The sequence below is a fragment of the Nocardia aurantia genome (assembly GCF_009604425.1).
Classification (GTDB): Bacteria; Actinomycetota; Actinomycetes; order Mycobacteriales; family Mycobacteriaceae; genus Nocardia; species Nocardia aurantia.
Map to the genome: position 1 here is coordinate 546,487 of NZ_WEGI01000003.1, position 17,803 is coordinate 564,289.

17 protein-coding genes are annotated in these 17,803 nt (G+C 69.0%); 8 read left to right on the forward strand and 9 right to left on the reverse strand.

Annotation, left to right across the window (positions count from 1 at the left end; all coding sequences use genetic code 11):
* Positions 1-93 precede the first annotated feature (93 nt).
* Complete coding sequence (locus NRB56_RS08845) at positions 94-1,497, forward strand: amino acid permease (RefSeq protein WP_153340475.1); 1,404 nt, start codon at positions 94-96, stop codon at positions 1,495-1,497.
* Positions 1,498-1,504: 7 nt separating this feature from the next.
* Here the strand turns inward: NRB56_RS08845 and NRB56_RS08850 are convergent, their stop codons facing one another.
* Both NRB56_RS08850 and NRB56_RS08855 read right to left on the reverse strand, forming a co-directional pair.
* On the reverse strand, positions 1,505-2,362 hold the full coding sequence (locus tag NRB56_RS08850) for a glycosyltransferase (protein ID WP_153340185.1): 858 nt from the start codon (positions 2,360-2,362) through the stop codon (positions 1,505-1,507).
* A gap of 120 nt (positions 2,363-2,482) precedes the next feature.
* Positions 2,483-3,202, reverse strand: coding sequence for an SDR family oxidoreductase (locus NRB56_RS08855; protein WP_319942735.1), 720 nt, complete (start codon positions 3,200-3,202; stop codon positions 2,483-2,485).
* Between the two features lie 91 nt (positions 3,203-3,293).
* Here NRB56_RS08855 and NRB56_RS08860 point away from each other — a divergent pair, with 91 nt between their 5' ends.
* Entirely contained in the window at positions 3,294-3,710 is a 417-nt protein-coding gene (locus NRB56_RS08860; RefSeq protein ID WP_319942736.1) for a MarR family winged helix-turn-helix transcriptional regulator, read from the forward strand.
* On the opposite strand, the gene NRB56_RS08865 is transcribed toward NRB56_RS08860, so the two are convergent.
* Positions 3,694-5,727 carry an APC family permease gene (locus NRB56_RS08865; RefSeq protein WP_319942737.1) on the reverse strand — a complete coding sequence of 678 codons (2,034 nt, stop codon included), beginning with the start codon at positions 5,725-5,727 and terminating at the stop codon, positions 3,694-3,696. The genes NRB56_RS08860 and NRB56_RS08865 overlap by 17 nt on opposite strands.
* 168 nt (positions 5,728-5,895) lie before the next feature.
* On the opposite strand from NRB56_RS08865, the gene NRB56_RS08870 reads away from it, so the two are divergent.
* Entirely contained in the window at positions 5,896-6,795 is a 900-nt protein-coding gene (locus NRB56_RS08870) for an SAM-dependent methyltransferase (protein WP_153340187.1), read from the forward strand.
* Here NRB56_RS08870 and NRB56_RS08875 read toward each other — a convergent pair whose 3' ends face one another.
* Together NRB56_RS08875 and NRB56_RS08880 are read right to left on the reverse strand one after the other, a co-directional pair.
* A complete protein-coding gene (locus tag NRB56_RS08875) occupies positions 6,796-7,422 on the reverse strand; it encodes a hypothetical protein (protein WP_319942738.1) in 627 nt (208 codons plus the stop codon). It abuts the gene before it with no gap.
* Between the two features lie 204 nt (positions 7,423-7,626).
* Positions 7,627-7,824: a hypothetical protein gene (locus NRB56_RS08880; RefSeq protein ID WP_319942739.1), complete on the reverse strand. Its 198-nt coding sequence runs from the start codon at positions 7,822-7,824 to the stop codon at positions 7,627-7,629.
* A 372-nt stretch (positions 7,825-8,196) separates the two neighbouring features.
* Here NRB56_RS08880 and NRB56_RS08885 point away from each other — a divergent pair, with 372 nt between their 5' ends.
* Together NRB56_RS08885 and NRB56_RS08890 are read left to right on the forward strand one after the other, a co-directional pair.
* Entirely contained in the window at positions 8,197-8,427 is a 231-nt protein-coding gene (locus NRB56_RS08885) for a DUF397 domain-containing protein (RefSeq protein WP_052172617.1), read from the forward strand.
* Positions 8,428-8,523: 96 nt separating this feature from the next.
* Complete coding sequence (locus NRB56_RS08890; protein ID WP_153340193.1) at positions 8,524-9,414, forward strand: helix-turn-helix domain-containing protein; 891 nt, start codon at positions 8,524-8,526, stop codon at positions 9,412-9,414.
* 51 nt (positions 9,415-9,465) lie between these two features.
* Here the strand turns inward: NRB56_RS08890 and NRB56_RS08895 are convergent, their stop codons facing one another.
* Complete coding sequence (locus NRB56_RS08895; RefSeq protein WP_227837373.1) at positions 9,466-9,750, reverse strand: hypothetical protein; 285 nt, start codon at positions 9,748-9,750, stop codon at positions 9,466-9,468.
* 289 nt (positions 9,751-10,039) lie between these two features.
* Between NRB56_RS08895 and NRB56_RS08900 the strand changes: the two genes are divergently transcribed.
* Positions 10,040-10,885 carry an acyl-CoA thioesterase domain-containing protein gene (locus NRB56_RS08900; protein WP_319942740.1) on the forward strand — a complete coding sequence of 282 codons (846 nt, stop codon included), beginning with the start codon at positions 10,040-10,042 and terminating at the stop codon, positions 10,883-10,885.
* A 144-nt stretch (positions 10,886-11,029) separates the two neighbouring features.
* Here the strand turns inward: NRB56_RS08900 and NRB56_RS08905 are convergent, their stop codons facing one another.
* Positions 11,030-11,857 carry a phosphotransferase family protein gene (locus NRB56_RS08905; RefSeq protein WP_153340195.1) on the reverse strand — a complete coding sequence of 276 codons (828 nt, stop codon included), beginning with the start codon at positions 11,855-11,857 and terminating at the stop codon, positions 11,030-11,032.
* 232 nt (positions 11,858-12,089) lie between these two features.
* On the opposite strand from NRB56_RS08905, the gene NRB56_RS08910 reads away from it, so the two are divergent.
* Entirely contained in the window at positions 12,090-13,301 is a 1,212-nt protein-coding gene (locus tag NRB56_RS08910; RefSeq protein ID WP_153340197.1) for a lipase family protein, read from the forward strand.
* Between the two features lie 80 nt (positions 13,302-13,381).
* Here the strand turns inward: NRB56_RS08910 and NRB56_RS08915 are convergent, their stop codons facing one another.
* Complete coding sequence (locus tag NRB56_RS08915) at positions 13,382-14,032, reverse strand: NAD(P)H-binding protein (protein ID WP_153340489.1); 651 nt, start codon at positions 14,030-14,032, stop codon at positions 13,382-13,384.
* Positions 14,033-14,528: 496 nt separating this feature from the next.
* Between NRB56_RS08915 and NRB56_RS08920 the strand changes: the two genes are divergently transcribed.
* Positions 14,529-15,815, forward strand: coding sequence for a lipase family protein (locus NRB56_RS08920; protein WP_153340491.1), 1,287 nt, complete (start codon positions 14,529-14,531; stop codon positions 15,813-15,815).
* Positions 15,816-15,836: 21 nt separating this feature from the next.
* Here the strand turns inward: NRB56_RS08920 and NRB56_RS08925 are convergent, their stop codons facing one another.
* Positions 15,837-17,387 carry an acyl-CoA carboxylase subunit beta gene (locus NRB56_RS08925; protein WP_153340199.1) on the reverse strand — a complete coding sequence of 517 codons (1,551 nt, stop codon included), beginning with the start codon at positions 17,385-17,387 and terminating at the stop codon, positions 15,837-15,839.
* Positions 17,388-17,803 lie beyond the last annotated feature (416 nt).

Sequence of the window (17,803 nt, forward strand, 5' to 3'; positions counted from 1 at the left end):
ACTTGCAAGTTTTACTGTCCAATACCGTCGGGGTCGCCGCCCGCCCCCGGCGTGATCGTGTCGTAGCCCACCGGTAACGTGCCGATCATGACCATGAACCGGGAGACCGGCGACGGCGGGGTCGTGGCCGCCGTGCCGGGCGAGGGCGGCGAGGGCTATCAGCGGGGGCTGAATCCGCGGACCATCCAGATGATCGCCATCGGCGGCGCCATCGGCACCGGCCTGTTCTACGGATCCGGCGGCGCCATCGAACAGGCCGGCCCCGCGCTGATCCTCTGCTACCTGGCGGCCGGGCTGGTGATCTTCGTGATCATGCGGGCGCTGGGCGAGTTGCTCACCTATCGTCCGGTCTCGGGCAGCTTCGCCGAGTACGCGAACGAATTCCTCGGCCGCTTCGCGGGTTTCGCGACCGGCTGGACCTACTGGGCCGTGTGGGCGTCCACCTGCATGGCCGAGATCACCGTGGCGGGAAAGTACGTGCGCTACTGGTTCGCGATCCCGGAATGGGTGACGGCGTTGGTGGTGCTCGGCGTGCTGTTCGTGGCGAATCTGATCTCGGTGCGGCTGTTCGGCGAGGGCGAGTTCTGGTTCTCCACGATCAAGGTCACCGCGATCGTGGCGATGATCGTGATCGGCATCGCGGTGCTGACCCTGCACGTCGGCCACGCGCCGAATCCCACGGTCCGCAATCTGTGGGCCGACGGCGGGGTGTTCCCGCACGGGTTCGGGCAGGCCCTGCTGGCGTTGCAGATCGTGGTGTTCGCCTATGTCGGTGTGGAACTGGTCGGCGTCACCGCCGGCGAGGCGCACGATCCGAAACGCACCCTGCGCAAGGCGATCAACTCGCTGCCGCTGCGCATCGGGCTGTTCTACGTCGGCGCGCTGATCGTGATCATGTCGGTGGCGAGCTGGCGCACCTTCCATTCCGGTGCGAGCCCCTTCGTGGAGGTGTTCTCCGAGATCGGCATTCCGGGCGCGGCGGGCATCATCAACTTCGTGCTGCTCACCGCCGCGCTGTCGTCCTGCAATTCGGGGCTGTACTCCACCGGCCGGATGCTGCGCAGTCTGGCGCTGCGCGGTGAGGCCCCGGCCGGGCTCGGCGGGTTGAGCCGCCGGCACGTGCCGAAGGCGGGCATCGTCGTCTCGGCGGCGGTGATGGTGATCGGGGTGATCGTCAACGTGATCTCCCCGGACCGGGCCTTCACCTACATCACCTCGGTGAGCACGGTCGGCATCATCGTGGTGTGGGCGGTGATCCTGGTGTGCCACTGGAGGTATCGGGCCCGGGTGCGCCGCGGTGAACTGCCCGCGGCCGACTACCGGCTGCCCGGCGCGCCCGTCACCACGATCGTCGCGCTGGCCTTCCTGGCGCTGGTGATCGTGCTGCTGTTCCGCACCGACGGCGGCCGCACCGCGCTGATCGTCGGCGCCGTCTGGGCGGTGCTGGTCGGCGTCGGCTATCCGATCGTGAATCGCCTGGCGCGACCGGCACACTGACCGCCGATCACGCCTGCCCGGCCAGCGGGAAGGCGCGAGCCGTGCTGCGGCGCACCGTGAATCGGCGGCGGTCGAAATCCCAGAACCGGTACAGCGGCCATTGCGCGGTATGCGCGAACCAGGCCATCACGATGAAGAAGCGGTGGTAGGGCAGCACATGGAACCCCTGCGCCTGGATGGTCCGCAGGCCGCTGAGCTGGAAGTCCCACCAGCGGCGCGGGCTGGTGTGGCGGCGGCGGGCCGAGGTCTCGGCGCGCATGTCCAGTAGCTGGTCGATGCGCAGTCCCCGCTTGCTCAGGCACAGCGCCAGATCCAGATCGTCGACCACGTCCGGCCGGGTCGAGGTGTCGTCGCGGACCTGCTCCCACGCGCTGCGGCGGATGGCCATGTTGGGGCCGTGCAGATTTCCGACCTGGCCGCCGAGCTTGCCGCGCCGGATCTGGATGCGGTAGCCGAGTTCCAGCAGGAATCCCACCGGGGAGTCGTAGTAGGTGGTGAGCCCGGTGAGCGCCGCGGTGCCGGGATGTTCGGTGAGATACCGCCGGACGACCTCGCCCCAGTTCTCGGCGACCAGGGTGTCGGCGTCGGTGCGGGCCAGGAACTCTCCGCGCGCGACGTCCAGGCCGGTGTTGCGGGCCCGTGCGACGCCGCGCCGATCCTCTTCCACCAGAACGACTTTCGGGTTCCGGATGGCGTATTCGGCGACGATGCGCCGGGTGCCGTCGGTGCTGCCGTTGTCGACGACGAGCACTTCGTCGACGGCGTCCTGCGCGACCAGCCGGTCCAGGGTGGTCACGATGGCCCGCGCCTCGTCGAGAGCGGGGATGACGACCGACAAGACGACGGGGGTGTCCGGATTGTTCATCTGCTGCGCTCCACGGGCCGGAATTCTCGAGCCGCCCTCCCGGGCGTGCAAGCCGAGTACCCGCGAATCGTACTTTCAAGGAAATGCGGGTGATCGAAATCACCTGCGGCCCTTGATAGCTCAGAACAAGCCACCACCGGCGTGCAGATGCTGGCCGGTGATCCAGCCGCCGTCGGCGGAGACCAGGAAGGCGACGATCGCGGCGATGTCGGCGGGCACGCCGATCCGCCGCAGCGGCACCTGGGCCGCCAGTTGCTCGAGGGCTGCCGGATCCACCCGCAGCGCGTCGGTGCGCGTGGCCCCGGGACGCACGCTGTTGACCGTCACGCCGCGCGGCCCGAGCTCCGCCGCGGCCGCTCGGACCAGCTGTTCCACGGCTGCCTTGCTGGCCGCGTACGCACCGGCACCCGGCCGGCCGGTCACGGTGGAACCACTGGACACGACCACGATGCGCCCGTTGTCGCGAATGCGCCGCGCGGCTTCCCGCAACGCCAGGAAGGTGCCCCGGGTGTTCACCGCGAACAGGGTGTCGAAATCCTCGTCGGTGGTATCGGCCAGCGTCGCGAACCGGGCCGTGCCGGCGTTGGCCACGAGGACGTCCAGCCCGCCGAAGGTTCCCTCGGCCAGTTCGAACAGTCCCAGCAGCCGTGCGGGATCGGCGACGTCACCGGCGGCGGCGACCGCGCGGCCGCCCGCGGCCTCGATCTCGGCCACCACTTTTCCTGCGGCAGTAGCATTCTCGCGATAATTGACCACGACTCGCAGCCCGTCGGCGCCGAGCCGGCGGGCGATCGCGGCGCCGATCCCGCGCGAGCCTCCGGTGACCAGTGCGACCGTCACGAATCCTCCAGAAAGTAGACTTCATCGATAGTCGAGATCATCGACCAATAATGATGAGGATGTCAACAGTCCAGGACGTAGACTGTGCGGCGTGAGCGACGACGACGCGGATCTGGTCACCGCCGCGATGACCCTGCACCGGGAGACGTCGGTGCTCTACGCGGAGGTCGCGCGGCAGTTCGGCCTGACCAGTCAGCAGACCCAGCTGTTGTGCCTGCTCGGCCGCGAAGAGCCGTCCTTCGGGGAGGTCGCGGCCCGCCTCGGCTGCGACAAGACCAATGTCACCGGCATGGTAGATCGGATGCAGCAGCGCGGGCTGCTCGACCGCGCGGCCGATCCGCACGACCGCCGCGTCACCCGCATCAGGCTGACCCCGGCCGGTGACGATCTGCGTGGCCGGATCCGGCACAGCCTCGACGACGCGATCACCGGGCGGCTGGCGGCTCTCACTCCCGGCGAACGCGCCCGGCTCGCGCCGCTGGCCCGGATGCTCAGGCCGGGCCGGTGATCCCGCGCCGGACCTCGCCGGGTGTGTGCTGCACCGGGTCGTCGGTGCGCGAATGCGACGAGTGCAGCTGGTAGGGCACGCTGGTCACCATCACGCCCGGCACGAACAGCAGCCGCGCCTTCAACCGCAGCGAACTCTGGTTGTGCAGCAGGTTCTCCCACCCGCGGCCCACCACGTACTCGGGGATGTAGACGGCGATGACGTCCCGCGGCCGGGCCTGCCGCACCCGTTTGATGTAGTCGACCACGGGTTTGGTGATCTCCCGATACGGCGACTCCACCACCTTCAGCGGGACCTGCACCCCGGCGCGCTCCCAGTCCCGGGTCAGCGCGCGGGTGTCGGAGTCGTCGACGTTGACCGTGATGGCGGTCAGCGCGTCCGGGCGGGTGGCCCGGGCGAACTGCACGGCCCGCCGGGTCGCCTTGTGCCAGCCGGACACCAGGACCACCGCGTGCACCCGGCCGGGCAGGGTCTCCTCGTCGTCCGGCGCGATCGCCAGCTCATCGCGCACCCGGGAATAGTGCCGGTGGATCCCGTACATGATCAGCACCAGCACCGGGATCGCGAACACCACCAGATACGCGCCGTGGGTGAACTTGGTGATCATCACGACGACCAGCACGACGCCGGTGAAACAGGATCCGAACGCGTTGATGATCCGGGCCCGGCGGATCCGCGAGCGCTCGGCGGCGGAGTTCCCCTCGGCCCGGAGGGCCCGCGACTCCTCGGCCCGGCGGGACCGCAGCTCCCGGTTCCAGTGCCGGACCATGCCGGCCTGGCACAGCGTGAACGACGTGAACACACCCACGATGTAGAGCTGGATCAGCCGGGTGGTGGAGCCGTGGAAGGCGTAGAGCAGCCCGGCCGCGACCAGCGCCAGCATGATGATGCCGTTGGACAGCGCCAGCCGGTCGCCGCGGGTGTGCAGCTGCCGCGGCATGTAGCGGCGCTGCGCGAGGATCGAGTTCAGCAGCGGGAAGCCGTTGTAGGCGGTGTTGGCCGCCAGGATCAGGATCAGCGCGGTGGTGACCATCAGGTAGTAGAAGGCCACGCTGTGCCCGCCGAAGACGGCCGCCGAGATCTGCGCGATGACGGTCTTCTGCGCGTCGGTCGCGCAGTCGCCGGGGAAGCCGATCAGATCGCAGGTGTTCTCGGTGACCTTGGTGTGGGAGATCATGGCCAGCGCGGTGACACCGGCGAACATGGCGATCGCCAGCACGCCCATCGCGGTCATGGTGCGCGCGGCGTTGAGCGCCTTCGGTTTCCGGAACGCGGGCACGCCGTTGGAGATCGCCTCGGCGCCGGTCAGCGCGGTGCAGCCGGAGGAGAAGGCCCGCAGCAGCAGGAATGCCACCGCGGCCGTCGACAGCCCGATCTGCTCCGGCCGGATCTGGTAGTGGGCGCTCTCCGCGACCGGCGCGTGCCCGAACGCGGTGCGGCCCAGCCCGAGCACCGTCATGACCAGCACCCCGGCCACGAACGCGTAGGTGGGAATCGCGAACAGCCGGCCGGATTCCCGCACCCCGCGCAGATTCATCGCGGTGAGGAACAGGACGACGCCGAGGTTGATGGCGACCCGGTGCGGATTGAGCCCCGGCGCGGCCGAGATGATGTTGTCGACACCGGAGGCCACCGACACCGCCACGGTCATGATGTAGTCGACCATCAGCGCCGCGGCCACCACCAGGCCCGCGGTCGGCCCCAGATTCTCGGCGACGACCTCGTAGGAACCGCCGCCGGACGGATACGCCTGGACGACCTGCCGGTACGACAGCACCACGACCGCCAGCAGCACCACGACGCCGGCGGCCACCCACCAGGCGAGCTCGAGATAGGCGACCCCGGCCAGCGTGAGGATGAGCAGGATCTCCTGCGTCGCGTAGGCCACCGAGGACAGCGGGTCGCTGGCGAAGATGGGCAGCGCGATGCGCTTCGACAGCAGCGTCTCACCGAGCCGATCGCTGCGGAACGGCTGCCCGAGGACCAGGCGTTTGGCGACATCCATCGGTGAGACCACGTGGTGAGCCTAGGCCGAACTTCGGTCCGTCCGGACAGCGGCATGCGCGGAAAGCCGGTGAATTCGGGCATCCCCGGGCGGATGTTGCCGAAAAGTCACGTACGCGCTTGCCGACCGGCGTAGAGTGTCGCGATTCGATTTGCCCGGATCACCGGTACTTTCACGATCATGCGTACCGAGGGAGACTCCTGGGACATCACCTCCGGTGTCGGGTCGACCGCGCTGTTCGTGGCGGCCGGTCGGGCTTTCGCCTCGCGGGAACCGGACCCGCTCGCGTCCGATCCGTTCGCGGAGACCTTCGTGCGCGCCGCCGGGCCGGAATGGGAGGATCTGCTCGACGGCCTGGTCGCGGATCATCCGCTCACCGATCCCGGCTTCGGGACCGGCTTCCAGCTGTATCTGGCCGCGCGCACCCGCTACTTCGACGCCTTCTGCGACGCCGCGATCGAATCGGGGATCCGCCAGGTGGTGATCCTGGCCGCCGGCTTGGACGCCCGCGCGTACCGCTTGTCGTGGCCCGACGACGCCGTGGTGTACGAACTGGACCGCGCCCCGGTCCTGGATTTCAAGGCGAAGGCGTTGGCCGCCGCGGGCGGGATGTCGCGGGCGCGGCGCCGCGAGGTGGCCGTCGATCTGCGTGAGGACTGGCCGCGCGCGCTGCGTGACGGCGGGTTCGACCCGTCCCGGCCGACCGCGTGGCTGGCCGAGGGGCTGCTGCCGTATCTGCCCGCCGCCGCCCAGGACCGCCTGTTCGAGTCGATCGATGCGCTGAGCTGCCGGGACAGCCGGGCCGCGGTCGAGCAGACCGAGATGCTGAGCCCGGCGGCGCTCGAGGAGATGCAGTCGTACGCGGATCAGAACGACCACGGCCGCGCCGAGTGGGTGCAACTGATCTACAACGAGCCGCGCAACGAGGCCGCCGCCTGGTTCGCCGACCACGGCTGGGATGCCGAGCGCACCGAGGTCGACGCGTACATCCGTGCCCTGGGCCGGACGCCGCCGACGCCGGATCCGTCGGCCTCCCTGGTGACTTCGCTGATCAGTCTGGTGACCGCGACCCGCTCCTGATCATTTCCCGTCGGGGTGCCCGACGGTGGCCAGGGCGGTGGTCCAGTCGGTCGCGATCGCGGACTGGGCATCGCCGAGCGGGACCTTCTTGCCGCACACCAGCGCGTGAAGCTGGTTCTCCACCTTGTCCTTCGGGTTCTCCGGCCCGGAACCGGACTGGTGCCCGGGGGAGGGCGGCTCGACCCAGATGTTGCGCGGATCGTTGGGATCGCCGCCGAGTTCCAGCGAGATCAGGTGGTCGTACTCCGCGTCGTGCAGATTGGCGGTGTAGCCGTAGGACTTCGCGTTGGCGTCCTTCTCCCGGTCGGTGATCGACGCGGGCGGCCGGATCGACGAGGTGTATCCGCTGTGGCAGATCGTGTCGGCGACGGTTTCCGGTGTGACCTTCGGATTGGTCGCGCCGGGGGTGCAGACCGGATCGGGCAGCGGCTGACCGCCGGCGGTATAGCGGAAATGGCACGTACCCGGAGCCGGTTGCGCCGCAACGGTGTACGTGCCGGACGGGCCCGGCCCGATCGGGACTTTTCCGGCGGCCTGTGGCGCCGCCACGGGCGAGTGCACTTGTTCGGTAACGGATTTGGCGGCGGCACTGTGGCTGCAACCGGTCAGGAATGCTGTGGCCGCCACTGCGGCAATGGTCGAAACGACCGAAACGGACTTGTGCCTGTTCATAATTCCTCGATGAGTGCCGGCGACTACTGCAATTGTGCAGCAGCCCGGGCACGAGTGGGCCCGGACGGGATACGGAATACCCGCCTGTTCACCGAGAAATCGGGCATGCCCGCGCCGGTGTCGCACCCGCGCCATCGGCGACGTCGTGACCTCGGCGGATCACTCGTCGTCGAGGCCCGCCGACAGGTAGGCGGCCGCCGCGATCCATTGCCGGCAACCCAGATGACGATCGTGGGCGCACAGGATGTTTCGCGCCCGGCGGAAGGTGAGATTGCCGGGCTCGGTCGCGCAGTCGCCGAATCCTTCGGCGCCGCTGCTCGATTCGTGTGGACCGGGTTGAAACAGACGTTGGTTCACCGGAAGCCTCTGACCTGTGACGGGATGGGTGTCGGTGCCGACGCCGGCGTCGGCCGGTCCAGGAGCCGGTGGACCTCGCGGCCAGTCGCGTCATCGTCGAGTCTAGGGATGTGCGTTGTGCAAATGCAAGTACATCTGCACAGTGCGTCCGTTCGGGCGGGTTTGCGGCAAACTTCCGGTCGGTGCCCGTGATCAAGATCGAATAGCTTGTCCCGCATATGTTTTCGTTTCGCTCGAGGTCTCGATCCGTGGTAATCACCGTGCTATCGTGATGACGTTCCGCTCAAATGCAAGAACAGTTGCGAGAACAGATGCAAGCGCCGAGGCTCCGCAGCAGGCGGCAGGCCCGGATCCGAGAGGATGGAGACTGTGATGTCGGAGATGTCCGCAGCCGGTATCGGCCGTACGTCCGAAATGAAGTGGCGCAAGAGCACCTTCAGCAATCCGAGCGGAAACTGCGTGGAAGTGGCGGATCTGGCGAACGGGCTGGTGGCCATGCGCAATTCGCGGGATCCCGAAGGTGCGGTGCTGGTCTACACCCGTCCGGAGATCGATGCTTTTCTGCGCGGAGCAAAGAGCGGGGAATTCGACGATCTCGCCTAGCGGACGGTAACATTGGCATTCGGCGCGGTGTGGTTCGCGACGAGGCGGTTGTGGCCCGCACTGCCGGTGATCAGTCGAGCATCGGAGTAAACCCTCATGATCGCAGAACCCGTCCGGATCGGCCGTGTGGAATCGCTTGTGGCGGACCGCGGCCCGACCGCATTGCGTATCGCGGTCGGCGGGCAACTGCGTAAGTTGCGCGAACAGGCGGGCATCACACGCGAACGTGCGGGCGACCACATTCGTGGCTCCCATGCCAAGATCAGCCGGCTCGAACTCGGGCGGACCGGCTTCAAAGAGCGCGACATTCGTGATCTGCTGACGTTGTACGGCGTCGCGGATGCCGATGAGCGCGAGACTTTCCTGGAGTTGGTTCGCAAGGCGAATCAGCCGGGGTGGTGGCACCGCTACAGCGATCTGCTGCCACCCTGGTTCGAAACCTATCTCGGACTGGAGCACGCCGCCAAGTCCATTCGTACCTTCGAGGGGCAGGTCATTCCCGGTCTGTTGCAGACCGAGGACTATGCCCGCGCCATCGTGGCCCTCGGGCACGAGAACGTGGAGACCACCCGCCGGGTGGAACTGCGTAAACGCCGGCAGCAGATTCTGGACCGGCCGGGCGCGCCCACCCTGTGGGCCGTTGTGGACGAGGCGGTGCTGCATCGGCCGGTCGGCGGCGCGGATGTGCTGCGGGCCCAGTTGCGGCATCTGCTGGACATCTCGCACCGGTCCAACATCACCATTCAGGTCCTGCCCTTCGCGGCGGGCGGCCATGCGGCAGTGGGCAGTTCGTTCACCATGCTGCGGTTCGCGGAGCCGGAACTGCCGGACATCGTGTATCTGGAGCAGCTCACCAGCGCGCTGTATCTCGACAAGCAGGTCGAGCTGGAGCTGTACCGACAGGTCATGGACCGGTTGAGTGTCCAGGCCGAGGCGCCGGAACGGTCACGGCGCATGCTGGAGAAGGCGATCGGCGAACTCGGCTGAGAAGGAGCGGGTGGCAGCGGCCGATCGGGGGTTGCCACCCACGGCGCCGTCCTACTGCCTGATGCAGGTGGATGCGATGCGCCAGAAGGCTTCCGGCTGCATGCCCTGGAAGTCCCAGTCGTTCACCAGGCTGTGGGCGGTGGTGACGATCCGATCGATGTCGAAATCGTCGCGGCTGGCCGCGCCGGTGTGTTCGACGGCATTGATGACGAAACGAGTCGCGGTCTCTCGCGAATTGCTATAGTTGTCGGTCCGGCTGAAGTCCATGATCCCGATCCGGCCGAGGTCCATTGGCTGGTTCATGTGAACGCCCCTGAGCGCCAGGCCGCGAGTCATCCGATGGCAAGATTTGGCACCGGGTTCACTCTACGGCTCCCTGGTATTCCCCTGTTTTGCCTTGCAGGACGAGTCTAGGGCGATGTAGCTCACAAATGCAAGTACATCTGCAACTTCGAAAATGCACTCGCAGAGGCGATTTCGGCTGCTGGAGGGTTGCTCCGGAGCCCTCCCAACCGCCTGTCTTGGCCTTTCAACGTTTGTTGGCTGTTCGCCGGTGATCGTGCTATATGTCGAATCTGATCGAGATCGGCGGCCGAACGCGGCCCGACCAGGCAGGACGAGCACAGTGAGCGGGTCATTCGGGTACTTCCGCGCGGACGGGGACAACTTCGTTCCCGAGCCGCTCGCCGTCAGCCAATGGTCCTCGGACCAGGTGGTCGGTCCGGCCGTGTGCGGACTGCTGGCCCACACGCTCGAGGTCCGGCACGGTGGCGACGGTTTCGCTCCGGTGCGGCTGACCGTGGACATGTTCGCGCCCGCCCGAATGCGTTCGCTGTCGGTCGCGACCACGCGGGTGCGCGACGGCAACCGGATCCGGGTCGCGGACGCCGTGCTGAGCAACGACGCCACCCCGGTGGCCCGCGCCACGGTGGTGCTGCTGCGGCCGTCCGAACAACCGCCGGGGGAGATCTGGACCCGGGAGCGGCAGCCGTCCCCGCCTCCGCTCGAGCTCGCGCCCCCGGCCACCGGTCCCGGCATCCCGTGGTTCGGCAGCGATGCCGGCGGCCCGTGGGCGCAGTCGTTCGGCGCGCACGAGAACGCCTCTCGCAAACGCACCTGGCAGCACCCGATGAATGTCCTGGTCGGCGAGGATCCTTCGCCGTTCGTGCTGGCCGCGCTGGTGGGGGAGCAGACCAGCATGGTGACCAACTGGAGCGACGAGGGCATCGGCTTCATCAACACCGACCTCACGCTGGCCCTGGCCCGGATGCCGGTCGGCCGCGAACTGGGCGTCGAGGCGGACAATCACCTCAGCCGCGACGGTCTCGCGGTGGGCACCGCCACGTTGTTCGACCGCGAGGGCGCGTTCGGCAGTTCGATGGTGACCGCGGTCGCCAACGCGGGGCGCCAGATCAACGCCGGCCGGCTGGATCGACGCTTCAGTACCGCCGACCGCGGCCGGCGGGGCTGAGCGAATCGTTCGCCGTGGCGCGGCCTCACCGGCGGGCGGCGCGGTCGTCCGTGCCCCGCCGCTGCGGGGCGGAGCTGCCTCGCAGCGCAGTACGACCCCGCGCGGCACGCTCGGCCGGCGGGCCGGGCCCGCCGGTAGCTCGGCTCACGGCGCCCAGCGGTGAATCATCCACTGCCGCGCGGCATCTCGCAGGCCGAAGGTCCACATGTTCGGATGGCGATGTGCGGTCGAGGTCCACTCCGCGGCGAGTGCGGTCGCGAACACCTCCAGATCGCGTTCGGTCGCGGCGTGCCAGGCCGGGATGCGCGCGGCCCACTGCTCGGCCTCGGTGGGTGTGCGCCCGGCGAAGATGAGCCAGACGATCCAGCAGCACGGGTCGATCCACGGCGCGCCCCGGGTGGCCCACGGCCAGTCGACGAGGCGGGCGTCGGTGTCGGTGATGAGCACGTTGCTGTAGTTCCAATCGGTGTGCAGCAGCGCGTCGCCACCGAACCGCAGTACGTCGGCCGTGTCGGTGAGATAACTGCCCCAGCGCCGCACCGCGTCCTCGAGCGGCTGCCGCGGCGGGCAGCGCAGCCGGCCCAGCGCGGTCATCGCCGCCGCGGTCTCGGCCAGATCCGCGTCGCTGCGATAGTCCGCGAAATGCCCTGGGACATAATCGAAGACGACCAGATCCCAGCCACCCGTGCGAAGATGACAACGCACCCGCGGGCCGATCGGGTAGACGTAACGGCCGAGTTCGGCCTCGCGTTGCTGCGACCAGACATCGGGATCGTCGGCGCGCAGGCCCTTCACGAACAACTGCCGGCCGCCGACATCGATGAGCTCGGCGAGATGGGCCGAGAAACCGCCGGCCACCGGCGTGGAACAGTAGATGGGGCCCGTCGCCGCCTCGACCGCGGCTCGCGCCTCGCTCGGAAGATCCTCCCAACTACGACGGTGCGCCGAGGTTTGCGCCCGATCGACTGTCACCCTCGTGGTCTACCGCGAAACCACCCGGTGCACAAGGTTGAAACGCGGAGTGAAAGGTAACTTTCATCTTGTATGTGCAGGTGAACGTACAGGTGTGGTGCGCACCGGATTCACCGCCGGTGGCGGGCCGATTCGCGGTGGCGGGCAGCGGGTTCGGCGCGCCCGTTGTGACATCTCCTGACCCTCGTGGAGTACTGGGACTTTCGGCCACCGGCGGATAGCCTGCTCGGACATGGGGAAAACCACACTCCGGCGGACGCTGATCGGGGTCGCCGCCGGGCTGCTGCTGGTCGCCGCGGGGTCGGAAACCGCTGCGGCGCAGCCGATCTATCCGAAGCCGGACCCGGACGCGTTCTACGCCGCGCCCGCGGACATCGCCGATCACCAGCCCGGTGACGTGCTGGAGACCCGGGCGCTGCCGCCGCTGGCGGTCTTCCCGGACACCGACATCACGCTGATCAAGTTCCGTTCCACCAATTCCGAGGGCAGGCCGATCGCGGCCACCACGACGGTACTGAGTCCGCGCAACCGTCCGGACAACGGCCCGCTGCTGTCGTACCAGACGATCATCAACGGGCTGGGCACCGAATGCGCGGTCTCGCACGTGCTCTACACCAGCGATCCGAAGCTGCAGGTGCGTGAGGCGCCGGCCTACAACGTGCTGTTGCGGCGCGGCTGGACCATCGCCATGCCGGATCATCTGGGCCCGCAATTCGCTTACGGCGCAGCACGTCTCGGCGGCCAGATCACGCTGGACGGGATCCGCGCGGCGCAGCGGCTGCCGCAGCTGCGGGTGTCGGCGAGCCCGGTTGCGATGGCCGGCTACTCCGGGGGCGGCATGGCGACCGCGTGGGCGGCGGCGCTCGCCCCCTCGTACGCGCCCGAGCTGCGGGTGGCAGGCGCCGCCGCGGGCGGTGTGCCGATGAACCTGGTGACGATGCTCGAGGGGCTCGGCTTCGGCGCGCATCCGGTGTTCGGGCTGGCGCTGGCCGCCGGGCTCGGGCTGGAACGGGAGTATCCCGACCGGTTCCCGTTGTCAGATCAGCTCAACGACCGCGGTCTGGCGGTCCGGCAGTCGATGGCCAACAGCTGCACCAACGATCTGCTCACCGCCGCGGCCGGCAAGGGCATGATCGACTTCGCGAAGACCACGTCGATGACGCAGGATCCGGTGGCCCGCAAGGTTGTCGAGGACAACAGCCTGCAACTCTTCGACGGCGTGCCGAATATGCCCGTCTTCGAATGGCATTCACCGATCGACGGCCTGGTCCCGGTGGACGCGATCATCGACACCGACCACCGCTGGTGCGGCGCGGGTGTCCGATTGCAGTCCGCGGCGATCCCGGTCCCCGACCACCTGACCGCCGCCGTTCTGGGCCTCCCCGAGGTGATGACGTGGCTCGACGCCCGGATGCGCGGCGAATCGGCGCCCTCCAACTGCTGAGCCGCCGGGTAGAGGTGTTGCCGACCCGCTTGGCCGAGCGGTGCTGACCCGCCGGGCCGGTCGGACTGCCGGCCACCGGGTCAGATCACCGCGACCGCCTGGTCGATCGGGGTGCTACCGGCGATGAGTTCCAGGGTCTTGCCGATTGTGCCTGGCGCGTCCAGTACGGCGGCGAGGACCGCGGCGACATCGGCTCGGGGGATCGCACCGCGCGCGCCCGGCGGCTCGGTGAGGGTGACCAGTCCGGTGCCGGGCTCGTCGGTGAGGCTGCCCGGCCGCAGGATCGTCCAGTCCAGCGGGCGGGCGCGCAGATCCTCCTCGGCCTGGGTCTTGGCGTCGATGTAGGCCGCCCACGTCTCGTCGCCGCGGGTGACCGGCTGACCGGCGCCCGCCGACGAGATCTGCAGGAAGCGCGGCACTTTCGCGGCCTCGGCCGCCCGGGCCAGCAGCACCGAACCGTCGCGGTCGACGGTGTACTTGCGGGCGGCCCCGCTGCCGGGCCCGGCGCCGGCGGCGAACACCGCCGCGTCGGCGCCGTCGAGCAGCGCGGCGACCTCGTCGACGGTGGTGTCCTCCAGGCTCATTCGCACGGGCCGGGCGCCGGCGGCCTCGAGATCGCCGGTGTGCGCGGGATTGCGCACCAGACCGAACACCTCGTCGCCGCGTCCGGCGAGCAACCGGGTCAGCAGCAGCGCGACCTTACCGTGTCCACCCGCGATGACGATGCGCATCCGGTCTCCCTCGCTCATGTACCGCTGATCGGGTCGGCGCCCAGCATACCGGCGGCGCGACGGGCGCCAGGGCACGAGACGGGCGCCGTGTCCGCATCGAGTCACTCGGCGGTCGCCGGTTGCGAACCGGCAACCAGCCGTGCACGAAACGAAAACGGTGCCCGAACAGGCAGTTCCGCGTCGCTACCCTCGAATTGTCCGGCGCGGTCGGGACGACGGCCCGAGACGGCCGCAGTAGCAACCGCATTGGGACGGCTCACAACGAAGTGATCTCGCCTGTTGGGGGTGGACCGTGCGGAATTGGTGGATTCCCGCTGCGGCGATTCTGATCCTGTCGGCACCGGCGACGGCCGTCGCCCAACCGCCGCTGCCCGCGCTACCGCCGTTGCCGGTGATACCCGGTCTACCGGCGATCCCGGGGCTGCCGCCCCCCGCGCCTTTGCCGGAACCGGTTGCCCCGCAAGCGGATCCGGCGGCGGCGCCCGCGCTGCCGGCGATGGGCCGGCTCGCGCTGCCCGATCTGCCCGAGGTGCAGCAGTGGATCGATCGGGTGATCCCGCCGCCGCCGATCGTGCCACAGTCGGCGGCGGTGGCGTCGCTGCCCGGCTTGACGCCGGATCTGGCGCGGTTGCAGCAGGCGGTCCTCCCGGCGGCGGTCGGCGATCCGTTCTTCGACGCCTGGCCGGACGGGCTGGACGCCGCGGCGCCCGGCGAGGTGCTGGAGGTCCGGGACGTCACCGCGACCGCGGCGCCGGTGCTCACCTCGCCGGTGCGGCAGGTATTGCAGCTGAAGTTCCGCACCACCGACGCGCACGACGCGCCGTCGTTCGCCACCGCCTCGCTGGTGCTGCCGTCGACGCCGTGGACCGGCGCCGGCTCCCGGCCGGTGGTGGTGAACAATCTGCCGATCGACGCGCTGGGCCGCGCGTGCACGGCGAGTTATTCACTCGCGCACGGTATTTCGCCGGTCTACACGAACGTCACCGACTTCCTGCCGCCGACCACGCAGCTGGCGGTGTGGCGCGGTTACGCGGTGCTGATCCCCGATCACGAGGGCCCGCGGATGGCCTACGCGGAGCCGTACGTGGCGGGCCACGCGGTGCTGGATTCGATTCGCGCGGTACGGGAATTGCCCTCCGGTGAGTTCGCCGGCAGCCGGTTCGGCATGACCGGATACTCCGGCGGCGCGATCGCCACCCGCGGCGCGGTGGCCCTGATCGGTTCGTACGCACCGGAATTGGCCGATGTGGTGGCCGGCGCGGCACTCGGCGGCGTGCCCGCGGACTACGAACTGCTGGGGCGCAGCATGAACGCCAACCTCGCCGCCGGCTTCTTCCTGGCCGCCACCTTCGGGGTCGGCCGCGAGCGGCCGGAGATCCTGGGCGAGATGAACAATCTCGGCCGATGGGCGGCGGTGTCGCCGCTGAAGGACACCTGCGGCAGCATCTTCGCCGTGCCCGGCCTGCTCCAGTTGCCGATCGATCTGGCCGCCGACATCCCCGACCCGCTGCACGGCGCGGTCGCGGCGGAGGTCTATCGGATCACCGCCATGGCCGACCTGAAATCCGCGGTGCCGCTGTACATCTACAACGGCGAGCAGGAGTTCTGGATCCCGGCGGCGGGGGCCCGCAACCTGTTCCGGCAGCAGTGCGCGCTCGGCGCGACGGCGGAATACCGGAGTGTGTTCGGCGAACACGTGATCGCGGGCGTGGTCGGATACCCGGAGGCGATCGCCTGGCTGGACCAGCGATTGCAGGGGGTGCCGGCGCCGGACGAGTGCTGATCGCCCGGCGCCCGCGGGCGATCAGAGCGGGACGATGCTGTGCTTGCGCGGGTTCGGCTTGCGGACCGCCTGCTTGTCGCGCAGCACCTGCAGCGCCTTGCGCAGCTCCAGCCGGGTCTGCGACGGCTCGATCACCGCGTCGATGTAGCCGCGCTCGGCCGCGATCCACGGGGTGGCGACGGTGGCGTTGTAGAAGTCGATCATCTGGCCGCGCACGGTCTCGCGCTGCTCCGGCGGCACCGCGGCCAGCTGCCGTCGGCCGACGATGCTGACCATGCCCTCGGCGCCCATGACCGCGATCCGGGCGGTCGGCCAGGCCAGGCTGATGTCGGCGCCGAGCTGCTTGCAGCCCATGACCGCGTAGCCGCCGCCGTACGCCTTGCGGACGACCACCGTGACGATCGGCACCGTCGCGTCGATCAGGGACCGGAAGAACCGGCCGCCCTTCTTGATGACGCCGTTGCGCTCCTCCTCGACGCCGGGCAGCACGCCCGGGGTGTCGACCACGAAGACCAGCGGGATGTGATACGCGTCGCAGATGTTGATGAAGTGGGCGGCCTTGTCGCCGGACTGCGCGTCGAGTGCGCCGCCGAGCACCATCGGCTGATTGGCGACGACGCCGACGGGCCGGCCGTCGACGCGCGCGAAGCCGGTGATGAGGTTCTGTGAGTTGCCGGCGCCGACCTCGTGGAAATCGCCGTCGTCGAAGATCCGCAGCAGGATCTCGTGCATGTCGTAGCCGGACTTGTCGGCGTCCGGGATGATCGAGTCCAGCTCGAGGTCGTGCGCGGTGGTCTCGGGCTCGAGGCCGGGGTTGATCAGCGGCGGCTGCTCGACGCAGCTGGACGGCAGGTAGCTCAGGTACTTGCGCACCCAGTCGAACGCCTCCTGCTCGGTGTGGGTGACCGCGTGCAGCAGTCCGTCGCGGGCCTGCACGGCCGCGCCGCCCAATTCCTCGGCGCTGATGTCCTCGCCGGTGACCGCCTTGATGACGTCCGGGCCGGTCACGAACATGTACGAATTGTCCGTCGCGACCAGAATGTCCATATTCACCGGGCCGTACACCGAACCCGCCGCGCATTTGCCGAGCATGACCGCGACCATCGGCACATAACCGGACAGTTCGCCCTGCCAGCGGCACATCAGCGCGTACCAGGCCAGCGAGGTGACCGCGTCCTGGATGCGGGCGCCGCCGGAGTCGTTGATGCAGACCACCGGGCAGGCGTTCTCGTAGGCGAATTCCATGGCCGCGGAGACCTTGCGGCCGAACATCTCGCCGACCGAACCGCCGTAGACGGTCTGGTCGTGCGCGATCACCACGACCGGCCGGCCGTCGATGTAGCCGCGGCCGGTGACCACGCCGTCGCCGTAGTAGGCGTTCTCGGAGCCCGGCTGGCGCATCAGCGCGCCGGTCTCGACGAAGGTGCCCTTGTCCAGCAGCATCCGGACCCGTTCGCGAGCACTGGGGATGCCCTTGCTCCGTCGCTTGTCGATCCCGGCCTGCCCCGCCGGTTCCTCTGCGACCTCGAGGAGCTTGCGCAGTTCCTGCAGCTTCTCGGCCGTGCCCGTCATGCCTTCTGATGCCTTTCCGTACCGCCGCGGCCAACCGTCCGGTCGCGGGTGCCAGGGTCGGCACCACCTCCGTACGTTACCGGTTCGTGGCCTGTGCAACCAGTCATCGTCGGGGACCCCCGGGTCCGTTACCGGAATTCCCGCGGAATTCGCGCCGAAACGAGCCCGGTTTTCGCTCGCAGCGATTTTGTGGGCCGCCCCGAATCGGCGCGTATCCGGATTGAGAATTCTCATCGTTATGTCCGGATGCGGTGACTTGCCCTTTCCGTATCCGTAGCGTGATAACCGAGCGTGGCGCCGGTGGATGCGCGGTCGGCGCCACGCTCATCGACAACGTCGCACGCGCCGGAACAGCGGCGGCCCCGCCCGTCGTGGTGCGAGACCGAATCACTTCTTCCGGCGTATTCCCGCACCGC

Excerpts from the sequence above, each read along its gene's own strand:
- NRB56_RS08925 (WP_153340199.1), bottom strand. The coding sequence starts at position 17,387 with ATGACGGGCACGGCCGAGAAGCTGCAGGAACTGCGCAAGCTCCTCGAG.
- NRB56_RS08885 (WP_052172617.1), top strand. The coding sequence starts at position 8,197 with ATGTCGGAGATGTCCGCAGCCGGTATCGGCCGTACGTCCGAAATGAAG.
- NRB56_RS08870 (WP_153340187.1), top strand. The coding sequence starts at position 5,896 with ATGCGTACCGAGGGAGACTCCTGGGACATCACCTCCGGTGTCGGGTCG.
- NRB56_RS08850 (WP_153340185.1), bottom strand. The coding sequence starts at position 2,362 with ATGAACAATCCGGACACCCCCGTCGTCTTGTCGGTCGTCATCCCCGCT.
- NRB56_RS08910 (WP_153340197.1), top strand. The coding sequence starts at position 12,090 with ATGGGGAAAACCACACTCCGGCGGACGCTGATCGGGGTCGCCGCCGGG.
- NRB56_RS08920 (WP_153340491.1), top strand. The coding sequence starts at position 14,529 with ATGGGCCGGCTCGCGCTGCCCGATCTGCCCGAGGTGCAGCAGTGGATC.
- NRB56_RS08915 (WP_153340489.1), bottom strand. The coding sequence starts at position 14,032 with ATGCGCATCGTCATCGCGGGTGGACACGGTAAGGTCGCGCTGCTGCTG.
- NRB56_RS08845 (WP_153340475.1), top strand. The coding sequence starts at position 94 with ATGAACCGGGAGACCGGCGACGGCGGGGTCGTGGCCGCCGTGCCGGGC.
- NRB56_RS08895 (WP_227837373.1), bottom strand. The coding sequence starts at position 9,750 with ATGACTCGCGGCCTGGCGCTCAGGGGCGTTCACATGAACCAGCCAATG.
- NRB56_RS08890 (WP_153340193.1), top strand. The coding sequence starts at position 8,524 with ATGATCGCAGAACCCGTCCGGATCGGCCGTGTGGAATCGCTTGTGGCG.